Source organism: Collinsella aerofaciens, assembly GCF_902501475.1.
Taxonomy (GTDB): domain Bacteria; phylum Actinomycetota; class Coriobacteriia; order Coriobacteriales; family Coriobacteriaceae; genus Collinsella; species Collinsella aerofaciens_AL.
This window is the reverse complement of the sequence record NZ_CABWIF010000006.1, coordinates 18,839-31,147: the sequence shown is the minus strand read 5'-3', so window position 1 is coordinate 31,147 and position 12,309 is coordinate 18,839. Positions and strand designations below refer to the sequence as shown.

The window sequence follows — 12,309 nt, the reverse complement described above, 5'->3', positions numbered from 1 at the left end:
TCAAAAGTCAAGAAGTATTTGATTTTCTCGGTAGACGGCAGATGCGCATGCCGGTCACAAATTTCGACCCCACCCGTATGCCGCATTTGTTGCATACTCATATGAAAGGAAAAAGCCGCTCACCGAAGCGTATCCTTCACCAAGACTCAAAGTCATCATGTTGGAAAATGCTCATCTGTCGGAAGGAGTCGCTGTGGCAAAACAGCGCGTTACGATCGCAGACGTCGCTCGAGAGGCGGGAACCTCGACGGCAAGCGTCTCGTATTACCTCAACGACAAACGAGAAAAGCTTAGCGAGAAGACGCAGAACAAAATCGCGCGCGTCATTAAGGAACTCGGATACGTTCCCAACGCCCAAGCGCAGACGCTCACCGGCAAGCAAACCCACGTCATTGCCATCATCATTTTGGATAACACCAACAAATGGGCGGGGCTCGTTCTCAATGGCATGGAGCAGGTCATGCTCCCCGCGGGCTACCAGACGGTCGTTTGCACGAGCAACTTTAACCCCGAGACCGAGCTCATGTACGTCGACAAGATGCTCTCGCTGGGCGTCGATGGCTTTATCATCCAGCCCACGGCAAACTTCAAAGCCGTGCATGACCGCATTAGACGCGCCGGCAAGCCGGTCGTCTTTTTCGATGCGGCCATCTATAGCCCAGGTACCAGCTGGATCAAAACCAACCTTTACGACGGCGTGTACAACGCCACACAGGCACTCCTCGACGCCGGCTACGAAGATTTCTTTTCCATTGCCGCCAACATGACCGAAATGCGCACCCGCATGGAGCGTTTTCAGGGGTATGCCGAGGCACTGGCAGCGAACGGGCAGCTCTACAAAGCGATTCCCATCGATCACAACAAGCCGTCAATCAACGAGCTCACTGAATACTTTAAATTCAAGTTCAATCCCGCCAAGCGAACCCTTATCTTCGTGCAAAATCAGTGGGCACTTCCCCGTGTCTACAAGGCCCTCCAGCCAATGGCCCATCTGCTTCCGCAGCAAATCGGCCTTTTGGGACTCAACTGCGAAGACTGGACTAATCTCACCACACCGACCGTCTCCACCATCATCGAGCCCGTCGACCAAGAAGGTCGCGAAGCAGCCGAGATGCTGCTCGCCCTACTTGACGGAAGCAGCGAACCCGGCGAGCAGCGCATTCTCGAGTGCAAGCTCAACTGGCTCGACTCCACCTCGATCTAGACCGCGGGACAAATGAATCAGTAGCGTTTGTCTCAAATCTTAAGTATTTGTTCGACAGAACGGCCCTTGCCGGCTCCTGCTAGACTGGTAGATTCCCAACCGTCCATCCAGGAGCCTCAATGTCGCGCAAGCCCGCCTACAAGCAAGCACTTTCCATCGGCACCGCCGTGGTGCTGGGGTTTGCGCTGTTTACGGGATCGCTCGACGGAGCGCCCAAGTTGCTGTCGCCGCAAGGCGATGAGCAGGCGGCGGCTCTGGCCGAAAAACAAAACGAGAGTCCCAGCCGCACCGACGACGAGGCAGACCTGGTCGCTCGGCTCGAATCGGGAACGGCGAGCGCGGCGGACCCTCAAAACAGCCAGGACTCTGGCGATGGCTCCGATTCCGCCGCGACCGACACCGATGACGACGTTTCCGCGGGCAGTGCCGCCACCCCCATCGACGAGGTCGAAAACCCCGACCTCAACCGCGCCCGCGGTGTTTATCTCAGCAGCATTCCCGACTACGCCGGCAACCCCTACGTTGCCCTTCGCGCCGACAGCACGCACCCGCTCGGCACACCATCATTCACGCTCGATGAATACGAGCGCGCTACAGAAGAGGGCTGCTTTAAGAAGTTCTCCAAGCTCGACAGCCTGGGCCGCACCCGCAAAGCGCTCGCCTGCGTGGGCCCCGAATCACTCGGTCAAGGCGAGCGCGGCGATATCTCGCGCATCCATCCTGCCGGTTGGCACCAGCAGCGCTACGACTTTATTCCGGGCCAGAGCCTCTACAACCGCTGCCACCTTATCGCCTGGTCGCTCTGCGGCGAAAACGCCAACCGCAAGAATCTCCTCACCGGCACGCGCTATCTCAACGAGACGGGCATGCTGCCGTTTGAAGAGCAGATTCTCAACTATATTCGCGATACGGGCAACCATGTGCTCTACCGCGTCACGCCTATGTATAACGAAGAGGAACTTGTCTGCCGTGGCATGCGCCTTGAGGCGCAATCGGTCGAGGACCACGGCAAGACCCTCTGCTTCCACGTATATTGCTACAACCTGCAGCCGCACGTGCAGATCGACTACACCACCGGCCGCAATCAGGCCTCGGGAGACTAGGACCGACCAAGCTGCCCCAAAGCCTAAATGATCCGTTTTCCTCCGTCCCCAAGGAATCAAAAAGAGCCGCCCCGGTTACCCAGGGCGGCCCTTTCGTCAGCACCTACATTGCAGACAAAATCACGCGCTACTTGGCACGGCCCTCCTCATAGCGCTCGACCAGCTTGGCCTGAACGTCATAAGGCACCTGCTCATAGCCTGCGGGCTTCATGGTAAAGTCACCCGTGCCGCGCGTGATAGAGCGCAGGCGCGTCGAATAATCCGTCAGCTCTGCCAGCGGCGCCTGGGCAATAACCACGGTATCGCCGCGCTCATCGGTCTCCATGCCCGTCACGCGACCGCGCGATGCCGAGATGTCGCCCATCACAGCGCCGGCGTAGCTCTCGGGGATGGTCACCGTAATTTCCTCAATGGGCTCCAGCACCACCGGGTCGGCATCGGCACATGCCTTGCGCAGGCCGATGCGAGCTGCCGCGCGGAACGCCATCTCGTTGGAGTCGACGCTGTGATACGAGCCGTCGTACACAGCCACGCGAATGCCCGTGAGCGGGTAGCCGGCAATGATGCCGTCCTTCATGGTCTCCTGGACACCCTTGTCCACGGCAGGGATCAGCGAGCGCGGAATACGGCCGCCCACGACCTCGTCCACAAACTCATAGCCATCGCTCGTGCCGTCGGGCCCAATGAGCGGCTCCACGCGCAGCCAGCAGTCGCCGTACTGACCGGCGCCGCCGGTCTGCTTCTTATGGCGGCCCTGGGCACTTGCCGTACGGCGAATGGTCTCGCGATACGGAATGCGGATCGGCACGCTCTTGGCCACGACTTTGGTGCGATCCTCCAAACGGTTGAGCAGCACCGAAACCTGCGCCTCACCAACGGCGGAGATAATGGTCTGGCCGGTCTCCTCGTCGCGGTCGATGCTCATGGTCGGATCGGCCTTGCAGGCCTTCTCGATAAACGTGTAGAGCTTCTCTTCGTCGCCGCGATTCTCGGCCTCGATGGCAATGCGGTACTGCGAGTTGGGGAACTTAAACGCCGCGGCCTCGACCTTACCGGTAATCGAGAGCGTGTCGCCCGTCTCGGCAGCCAGCTTGGGCGCCACGATGATGTCGCCGGCATAGGCGTGACCGACCTCGGTCATATCGCGGCCGCACATCACATACAGGTGAGCCAGACGGTCGCCCTTGCGGGTACGCGCGTTGATCAGCTCAAGACCCGGCTCAAGCGTACCCGTCAGCACCTTGATAAAGCTGATGCGACCCTGCTGCGGATCGGCCAGGGTCTTAAACACAAACGCCACCGGACGGTCATCGTCGCTCGAGATTTTGAGCGAATCACCGTCGATAAGCGGCATCTCGCCGTAGTCGGTCGGCGCCGGGAAGTATGTGGCGATGTCGTCCATCAGCGAGTTGACGCCCTGCTCCTTAATGCAATCGCCCGCAAAGACCGGCACAAAGATGCGCTCGGCGATCGCCTTCGACAGCAGGCCTTCAAGCTCCTCCTGCGTCAGCGTCTCCTCGCCTTCCAAGTACTTCATCATCAGTTCATCGTCAGCCTCGGCCACCAGCTCGCACAGATGGTCATGGGCTTCCTCGGCCTGGGCACGATACTCCTCGGGAATCTCCGACTCAACGGCTTCGGTGCCGTTGCAATGGCGCGCCTTCATGCGCACCAGGTCGATGATGCCGTCAAAGTCCTCGCCCTCGCCCCAGGGAAGGGTCACGGCGCCCAGGCGCGTGCCAAAGCGCTCTTGCAGCAGGTCCATCGTGGTCGCAAAGCTGGCCTCGGAGCGCGACAGGCGGTTTACGAACACCGCACGCGCCAGTCGCAGGTCCTCGGCGGCATACCAGAGCTTAACCGTCGTAGGCTGCGGGCCGGCCTCGGCGTCGACCGCAAACAGAGCCGTCTCGCAGACGCTCATCGCGGCAAAGGCGTCGCCGATAAAATCGGGGTAGCACGGGGCATCGAGAACATTGATGCGCGCGCCCTTCCAGTCGATCGGCGCGATGGTCGTCGAGATGGAAAATGCACGCTTGACCTCTTCGGGGTCATAGTCGAGCGTGGGCTTGGTGCCGTCGTGGCCGCCCAGGCGGGCGGTCTTGCCGGAAAGGTGGAGCATGGCCTCGGCGAGTGAAGTCTTGCCCACCCCGCCTTGGCCTACGAGCACCACGTTCCTTACGTTACCGGTCTTGGGAGCACCCATGATGACCTCCTTGCAGGGCCGCGCGCAATGCGCGACGCCAACGGGGAGAGTTCGCGGTCGGTGCCATCCCGGGAGCAGCATGGTCGGCAGCCGAGCCGACTCACCCTCCAAATGTCCTATGCCACCACCCTACCCTCACGGGCGGCTGTCCATGCATACCTTTCGGCGCACGTATGAATACAGGCGGCGAGAGGACAGAGCAAGTATGCCAGGCGATTATTAAACCCCATCGATACAAATAAAAGCCGCCGCAGTCCATAAGACCCGCGGCGGCTTCTTCTCAATACATAGCTGAGCTTAGCCCTCGATACGACTCAAGAACTCACGGGTACGTTGCTCACGCGGATGATCGATAACCTGCTCGGCCGGGCCCTCCTCGACAATGCGGCCTCCGTCCATAAAGACCACGCGATCGGCAACATCGCGCGCAAACTGCATCGCATGGGTCACGATCACCATCGTCATATTCTGCGCCGCCAGGTCTTTAATGACACGCAGCACCTCGGCCGTTAGCTCGGGATCGAGCGCCGAGGTCGGCTCGTCAAAGAATAAGATTTCCGGATCGAGCGCCAGGGCGCGGGCGATACTCACACGCTGTTGCTGACCGCCCGAAAGCTCACACGGCACCTTGTTCTCGTTGCCCGTCAGCCCCATTTGTGCAATCAGCTCGTGAGCGCGGGCTTCCGCCTGCTCGCGCGGACGCTTAAGCACGCGAATCGGCGCATCGGTGATGTTTTTCATCACCGTATAGTGCGGGAACAGGTTGTAATTTTGGAACACCAGGCCGAATCGCGAGCGCGCCTGCTTGGGCACATCGCCCTTCGCATAGACCGCGCCCGAACCCGCATCCGTCGCAACGGCAAGGTCGCCAAACGAGAGCGAGCCTCCGTCGAGTGTCTCGAGCAGCGTGGCACACCGCAGCAGCGTGGACTTGCCGCCACCCGAAGGCCCGATAATCGCCACGACCTCGCCACGCTTCACCTCAAGCGAGATATCCTTGAGCACCTCATTGCCGCCAAACGCCTTACGCGCGTTCGATATATTCATTACCGAATTAATCATGGTAGTAATCCAATTTTTTCTCGGCGGCGCCCAGCAGCATCTCGACGACGATATTAAAGACCCAGTAAATCAGCGCCGCGATCGCAAACGGCACCATGCTCACCTGCGAGGCGACCAGCGCCTTGGCCGTCGAGAACATCTCACCCACGCCAATGGCAAACGCCAGCGACGTGTCCTTGACCAGCGTGATGATCTCGTTGCCCATCGCCGGCAGAATACGCTTGGCGACCTGCGGCATCACGATATACAGAAACGTCTGCACGCGCGAATAGCCCAGCACCTCGGCAGCCTCGTATTGACCGCGCGGAATGGACTGCAAGCCCGAGCGATAGATCTCGGCAAAGTAACCGGCGTAGTTGATGATGAACGCCACGACGCACGCCGTCCACTTGGAATCGGGCGTGAGCGAAATGCCAAACACGTAGTACGGGGCAAAGTAGATGGCAAACATCTGCAGCATGAGCGGCGTACCGCGCATGACCGAAATGTAGATGCGCGCAATCCAGCGAAGCGGCGCGATTTTGCTCATGCGCATAAACGCCACGGGGATTCCCAGCGGAATCGACCCCAGCAGTGTCAGCACAAACAACTGCAAACTGACCAAGAAACCCTGGCCAAGCATCTGCATCATGACCTGAATAGACAACCTAAGCTCTCTTTCGCGACAACAGAACAGCAAACCCAATGCTAAAGCGGGTTTTCCAGGTGCTCGAGTTTGCCGTGAAAGAGGAGCGCCGCGTACTAAATGTACGCAAGCGACGGTTTGAACGGCAAAATCGGGTGCCTGGGAAAGCCGCTATTTCAGAACCCAGTTGTCGAAGGAAAGACCGTAATCTGCATACTTGTCGCACAGGTCCTTGACCGTGCCGTCCTCGTAGAGCGCCTTGAGCGACTCGGTCACGGCGTCGGCCGACTTGGTGTCGCCCTTCTTAAAGCCAACGGCGTAGTGCTCGCTGGACAGCGGCTCATCAAGCTGCGTATAGGCATCGGGCTTGGCGGCAAGCTGATACTGGGCAATCGAAAGATCGCACGCCACGGCATCGACCGCGCCGCTCTCGAGCTGCATAAAGGCCGTGTTGTACTCGCCGATCGTGTCGAGCGTGGCAAACGTCGCCGCCAGATCCTTCTGGTCACTCTCGAGCACATCCTGCGCAGCGGAATCGGTCTGGGTAATCACGGTCTTGCCGGCAAGATCGTCCCAGCTCTTGATGCCTGCATTCTTCTTTACCACCAGCACCTGCTCGTTGAGCATGTACGGCTCGGAGAACGTGTAGTCGTCCTCACGGCCCTCCATGGTAAAGCCGTTCCAGATGCAGTTGATGGCGCCCGAGTTAAGCAGCGTATCCTTGGCATCCCAGTCGATGGCCTCGTATTTGACCTCCCAGCCCTGCCTATCGGCAACAGCCTTGGCCAGATCGAGATCAAAGCCGGTGTACTCGCCATCGTCGCCCACAAAGCCGTACGGAGGATAGGACTTATCAAAGCCCACCACGAGCTTCTTGGACTCCGCAGCGCCCTTCACATCCTTGGCCGCGGCAGAGCCAGCAGCGGAGCCCTTGCCGGCACCACCGCCGCAACCGACAAGACCAAGGCCCAGCACCGTGGCGAGCGAGCCGGCTAGACCAACAAATTGACGACGAGACATATCGGTATTCATGGTATTCCCCCTTGATGGCACTTTAGTTAGGTAAAGTGAGTCATGTAACGTTCAGAATCATACACTCTACCTTGATAAAGTACAAGGGAGGGTTTGCCCGGCATGAAATGGGCGCTTGCATATCGCCCGTTGGCTTGGCAAGGTACAATGCTTGCAGCTTTTAATTCATGAATTAGTGGAGTTATTGATGGCAGAATCTCGTGCGGAGCGTAAGGCTCGTCGTGCTTTGATCGAGGCGGCTGAGGGCTCAGAGGAGAAAAAATCTTCTCAGAAATCCAAGTCGTCTCAGGACGCGAAGGGTAAGTCGGCCAAGGGCAAGGCTAAGGCCAAGCGTCCCGGCTCTCGTCGGAACGAGGATAAGGCATCTCAGACTCGCTCCAAGCGCTTGCATAAAGATCTGGCTTCGTCTGCGCGTAAGGCTGTGGACCCCAAGTCTCCTTGTTCCATCATGAAAGCTTGCGGTGGGTGTACGGCGCTCAATCGTCCTTATAAGAAGCAGCTCGCCGCCAAGCAGGCTGCTATGGAGGAGCTTTTTGCTTCGCTTTGTGAGCGTGAGGGCATTGCTGTAGATCCTATTCGTGGCATGGGTGTCACCCTGGGCGACCCGGGCAAATATCCTGCGCCGCGCGGTTTTCGCCATAAGGCCGCCACTCCCTTTGCTCCCGGTAAGGAGGGCGCTGTCCGTTGCGGTTTCTTTGAGCGCGGCACGCACAAGATCGTTGCCGTACCCGAATGCCCCGTCGAGGCACCGGGCGCCCGACAAATTCTTAACGGCATCGCGCGTGAAGCTGAGCGCCTGCACATTCCCGCCTTTAACGAGGACAAGCATCTGGGGCTGCTTCGCTATGCCGTCGTTCGCTGCGGCTGGCGCACCGACCAGATTATGGTCACCCTCGTGACCGCCCAGCGTGACTTACCGCATGCGCAGGAGTTCTTTGAGGCCGTCGCGGCGCTCGATCCGCATATCGTCACCGTTGCCCAAAATATCAATGGCCGTCCCGGTAACGCCATCTTGGGTGAGGAGACTCGTATCGCCTATGGCGCCGAATGCATGCGCGACCAGCTGCTCGGTTGCGAATTCGATATCTCCCCTACCGCGTTCTATCAGACCAATCCGCAGCAGACCGAGCTGCTCTATCAGCTCGCGATTGACGGCATGGATCTGCGCCAGGGCGATGTGCTTATGGACGCTTACTGCGGCAGCGGCACCATCGGCCTGTGCGCAGCCAAAGCCGCCCAGGACAAGGGCATCGGCATTATGCTGCTTGGCGTGGAGCGCAACCACGCCGGCATCGTTGACGCGCGTCGCAACGCCGAGCTCAACGGCCTCACCCGCAGCGCTTGGTTTATGGCCGACGATGCCACCGACTACATCCTAGATGCCGCCGACAACAACGAGCGGGTCGATGTCCTTTCCATCGATCCGCCGCGCGCCGGCTCTACCCCCGAGTTCCTCGAAGCTGCCTGCGCGCTTAAGCCGCGCCGCATCACCTATATCAGCTGCAACCCCGTGACTCAAGAGCGCGACCTGCATCAGCTCCTCGACGGAGGCTATCGCCTGCTCAAGATCACGCCGGTCGACATGTTCCCTCACACCGACCACACCGAGACGGTAGCAGTCTTAACCCGAGAAAAATCGGTCAAGAGCTATGCCTATGTGAACATCTCTCCGTCCGAGCTTGGTATGGGCGGCAAGGTAAAGGAGCCGACGTATAAGCAGATTCAAGAATACGTTCTGAAGAATCATGGCTTGAAGGTCTCGTCGCTGTACATCGCAAACCTCAAGGACGAGCTTGGCTTGGATAAGCAGTTCTCCTACGAAGAGGCGGAAATGTCAGCCGAGAAGAGACCGAAGTGCCCACCTGAAAAGCGCGAGGCGATTCTGGATGCGTTCCGTCATTTCGGACTTATAGGAGAAGACGAGACGGAGAAGTAGAACACTGTATTTTGCGTTCTAAGATGTTATAAGCCCGTTGGGGTACTCCGTGTACCCCAACGGGCTTTTTTCGTGCCTTAAAACGCCTCTGAAGCGGTTTGAGGGATGTTCGAGCGCCCATGTGCATCTCGCATCCGCTCGATGCAAGGGTGGCCGCCCTGCGGGCGGCGGTCGGATGTGGGTGGACGTACAGAAGGGATGCGGCATGGGCCTCGTTCATTAAAGCCTATTAACGTATAGAAGGTTTGTTCCAGTTTTGAAATTCGATTTAATGCTCATTTATGAGGGTTTTTTCCTGAAAACTGCCCATTTGTTCCAGTTGTTCCAATTCGCAAAATCGGAGTTGGAACAAGTTTTTCCTGTATTTACCAGGCATTTCTAGTGAATGTTCCATTTGTTCCAATTATTTTCAACCCAAAGCGCGAGAGAAAAGAATATAGGAAGGAGTCTTTGTATATGTATGTGTATATATAAGACTTGTTGAAAACTGGAACAATTGGAACAAATGAGCATAACCGCAGGTAAACACGGAAAAATCCTGTTCCAATTCGAAAAACGGAGTTGGAACAAGATTCAGCGAATCGCGCAAAATCGCAGGTAAATACGGAAAAATCTTGTTCCAACTTTTTTGGAACAAACTGGAACAGACCCCGCAATCCTTGGCGTACGTCCTCTTCCCCCGCCGATGCGTTCGGGGCGCGGGCAGAAGATTTTTTGAACCGATTTCTGCCCATAAATGAGCGGAAATAGGCTCTGACCTGCGGCGACGGGGAAATTGATATTGCTTTAATTGCCCTAATGGCGTATAATGTAATACATATAGATAAATGGCTCAGCACCCGTCCCGTCTTTGATGCGGGGTTGCTATCGGGAATAGGAGCCGAGCGCTCGGTCGAATAGGCCGTGCGTCACGGGCGAAACAACGAACACGAAGCTCCCGTGGAAACCGAGATAGGCAAGGCTTTGCGCCTCTGTCCTTCTTCGGTTTCCACGGGAGCTTTTTTTGTTTCGCGAAAAGGACTTTGAACATGGAGGTGGCTGGTTATGGCTAAAGGAAAGAAGCAGGTAAAAGAGGTGAATCCCCTGTACAAGACGACGCGTGAGGTGGCGGCGTTCCTCGGTTTGAGCGCGGGGACGCTCTGTGTCTGGCGCTCTCAGGGCAAGGGTCCGAGCTACTACAAGGTCGGAAACGCGGTTCGCTACAAGATTGACGACGTCGAGGCGTGGAAGAACGCGAACGTGAAGCACGTCGAGCTGACGAATTAAGGAGGTGAGAGCATGGAGGCAAAAGAAAACCGCCCCGATGCCTGCACAGCTTCCGGGACGGCCAACTCAATTTATAAAGATTTTAGCACGGATGCGCCTGATATTCAAGAGGAAAAGGGCTGGCTGTGCCTGCCCGAGGATTGCGTCGATATGGTCGCCGTTTGCGAAGAGCAGAGCATCGCGTACGACAATCTTCTCGCGTACGCCGCCCTGTCCTACCTTCAGGGCATCGACGCCGAGAATCCGCCCTCTCGTGACACTATCAAGTTCGAGCTTCTGACGCTGACGAACTGCTGCATCGACGCGTACAACCTGGGCAAGCGCGACCCGAACGCGGCACCCGGAGCGAAGCATAAGGATGCCTATCCTGACGAGAAGCAGGGCGCTGAGCGCTACAAGCGCCTGTCGGGTCTCCATTTCTTGCAGATTGCCATTGTCCTGCGCGAGCTGCATCACGCTATCGGGATACCCTGCAACAGGGCTGACGACGACGGCAACTTCGACATAGGCGTCTATCAGGAGAGCGGTCCGAACAAGGGGTGCTATGACACGACCGAAGAGGTCCTGACGCGCCTGATTCGCAGCTACAACATGGCAATCACCACGAAGGGCGTCACCGAGACGGTCGCCACCCTTCGCGACATCTGCGAGAAGAAGAGGGTGTGCACGGACAAAGACCTCGTTGCCGTGAACAATGGCATCTATGACTACGGGCACAAGATTCTGATGGATTTTGACCCCGAGCTGGTCTTTCTGGCGAAATCCCATATTGATTTCGTCGACCATGCGCCGAATCCCGTCATCCACAACGGTGAGGACGGCACCGATTGGGACGTCGTCTCTTGGATGAACGAGCTTTCCGACGACCCGGAAATCGTCAAGCTCCTATGGCAAATCATCGGAGCCGTCATCCGCCCGAACGTGAGCTGGAACAAGAGCGCATGGTTCTATTCGACGCTGGGCAACAACGGCAAGGGCACGCTGTGCGTCCTGCTGCGCAACCTATGCGGGTCGGGCGCTTGGGCATCCATTCCCCTGAAGAACTTCTCCGAACCGTTCATGTTGGAGCCTCTGACCCGCGTGTCCGCCGTCATCACCGACGAGAACGACACGGGTACGTTCGTGGACGACGCGGCGGCGCTCAAGAGCGTCATCACGGGCGACCCCTTCCAGCTGAATCGCAAGTTCAAGGCACCTCGCAACGTACTGTTTCGCGGGTTCATGATTCAGTGCGTCAACGAGCTGCCGAAGCTCCGCGACAAGTCCGAATCCATGTACCGCCGCCTGCTGGTGATTCCGTTCGACAAGCGATTTCAGGGATGCGAGCGCAAGTACATCAAGGACGACTACCTGAACCGTCAGGACGTTCTTGAGTACGTGCTCTACCGCGTGCTCGCCGAGACCGACTATTACGAGCTTGCCGAACCGGATGCCTGCTCGGCGCTTCTGGATGATTTCCGCGTGGCGAACGACCCCCTGCGCCAGTTCGCCGACGAGATTTTCCCTGCGGCGTCTTGGCATCTGCTCCCCTGCAAGTTCCTGTACGACCTGTACCGCCATTGGTTCCAGCGCAATCAGCCCTCCGGTCGCATGCTCGGCCGAAACGCTTTCTATGAATCAATCGGGGGCCTTGCCGAGGAACAGGGCTGGCAGTTGCAGGAGCGTGTCCGGAGCACCGGGCGTATGGATTTCCCCGAGCCGCTGATTCTCGAATACGAGGTCAAGGAGTGGATGAAATCGGGTTTTCGCGGGTCGAATCCCGACCATCTGTGTTCCCCGGACCTGAAAGACAGCTATCGCGGATACGTGCGTATCTCGACCGCCTTCTTCGACGGCGGTTATGACATAGACGATTCAACGAACAAGGAGGAATAGATT

At 57.9% G+C, this 12,309-nt stretch carries 9 protein-coding genes; 5 read left to right on the top strand and 4 right to left on the bottom strand.

Features of this window, described 5'->3' with window-relative positions; genetic code table 11:
- Positions 1-193: 193 nt before the first annotated feature.
- Positions 194-1,204: a LacI family DNA-binding transcriptional regulator gene (locus GDJ93_RS01925; RefSeq protein ID WP_040359542.1), complete on the top strand. Its 1,011-nt coding sequence runs from the start codon at positions 194-196 to the stop codon at positions 1,202-1,204.
- Positions 1,205-1,323: 119 nt separating this feature from the next.
- Entirely contained in the window at positions 1,324-2,307 is a 984-nt protein-coding gene (locus GDJ93_RS01920) for a DNA/RNA non-specific endonuclease (protein ID WP_152067555.1), read from the top strand.
- 127 nt (positions 2,308-2,434) lie between these two features.
- On the opposite strand, the gene GDJ93_RS01915 is transcribed toward GDJ93_RS01920, so the two are convergent.
- The 4 genes from GDJ93_RS01915 to GDJ93_RS01900 all read right to left on the bottom strand — a co-directional run bounded on the left by GDJ93_RS01915 (position 2,435) and on the right by GDJ93_RS01900 (position 7,229).
- On the bottom strand, positions 2,435-4,510 hold the full coding sequence (locus tag GDJ93_RS01915; protein WP_152067554.1) for an elongation factor G: 2,076 nt from the start codon (positions 4,508-4,510) through the stop codon (positions 2,435-2,437).
- A gap of 297 nt (positions 4,511-4,807) precedes the next feature.
- Positions 4,808-5,572: an amino acid ABC transporter ATP-binding protein gene (locus tag GDJ93_RS01910; protein ID WP_055310177.1), complete on the bottom strand. Its 765-nt coding sequence runs from the start codon at positions 5,570-5,572 to the stop codon at positions 4,808-4,810.
- On the bottom strand, positions 5,565-6,218 hold the full coding sequence (locus tag GDJ93_RS01905) for an amino acid ABC transporter permease (protein WP_226812416.1): 654 nt from the start codon (positions 6,216-6,218) through the stop codon (positions 5,565-5,567). The genes GDJ93_RS01910 and GDJ93_RS01905 overlap by 8 nt, the downstream gene beginning before the upstream one ends.
- A 150-nt stretch (positions 6,219-6,368) precedes the next feature.
- Positions 6,369-7,229, bottom strand: a complete 861-nt coding sequence (locus GDJ93_RS01900; RefSeq protein WP_152067553.1) for a transporter substrate-binding domain-containing protein — start codon at positions 7,227-7,229, stop codon at positions 6,369-6,371.
- A 187-nt stretch (positions 7,230-7,416) separates the two neighbouring features.
- Here GDJ93_RS01900 and rlmD point away from each other — a divergent pair, with 187 nt between their 5' ends.
- From rlmD to GDJ93_RS01885, 3 genes are all read left to right on the top strand, one after another.
- Entirely contained in the window at positions 7,417-9,165 is a 1,749-nt protein-coding gene (gene rlmD / locus GDJ93_RS01895; RefSeq protein ID WP_306421706.1) for a 23S rRNA (uracil(1939)-C(5))-methyltransferase RlmD, read from the top strand.
- 1,044 nt (positions 9,166-10,209) lie between these two features.
- Complete coding sequence (locus tag GDJ93_RS01890) at positions 10,210-10,431, top strand: helix-turn-helix transcriptional regulator (RefSeq protein ID WP_152067552.1); 222 nt, start codon at positions 10,210-10,212, stop codon at positions 10,429-10,431.
- A gap of 12 nt (positions 10,432-10,443) precedes the next feature.
- Positions 10,444-12,306 (top strand): DNA primase family protein, encoded by a 1,863-nt coding sequence (locus tag GDJ93_RS01885; RefSeq protein ID WP_152067551.1) that lies wholly within the window; start codon positions 10,444-10,446, stop codon positions 12,304-12,306.
- Positions 12,307-12,309: the final 3 nt, after the last annotated feature.

What these genes read in the sequence shown, in the direction of transcription:
- GDJ93_RS01920 (WP_152067555.1), top strand. Translation starts at nt 1,324, where the DNA reads ATGTCGCGCAAGCCCGCCTACAAGCAAGCACTTTCCATCGGCACCGCC.
- GDJ93_RS01915 (WP_152067554.1), bottom strand. Translation starts at nt 4,510, where the DNA reads ATGGGTGCTCCCAAGACCGGTAACGTAAGGAACGTGGTGCTCGTAGGC.
- GDJ93_RS01910 (WP_055310177.1), bottom strand. Translation starts at nt 5,572, where the DNA reads ATGATTAATTCGGTAATGAATATATCGAACGCGCGTAAGGCGTTTGGC.
- GDJ93_RS01900 (WP_152067553.1), bottom strand. Translation starts at nt 7,229, where the DNA reads ATGAATACCGATATGTCTCGTCGTCAATTTGTTGGTCTAGCCGGCTCG.
- rlmD (WP_306421706.1), top strand. Translation starts at nt 7,417, where the DNA reads ATGGCAGAATCTCGTGCGGAGCGTAAGGCTCGTCGTGCTTTGATCGAG.
- GDJ93_RS01890 (WP_152067552.1), top strand. Translation starts at nt 10,210, where the DNA reads ATGGCTAAAGGAAAGAAGCAGGTAAAAGAGGTGAATCCCCTGTACAAG.
- GDJ93_RS01885 (WP_152067551.1), top strand. Translation starts at nt 10,444, where the DNA reads ATGGAGGCAAAAGAAAACCGCCCCGATGCCTGCACAGCTTCCGGGACG.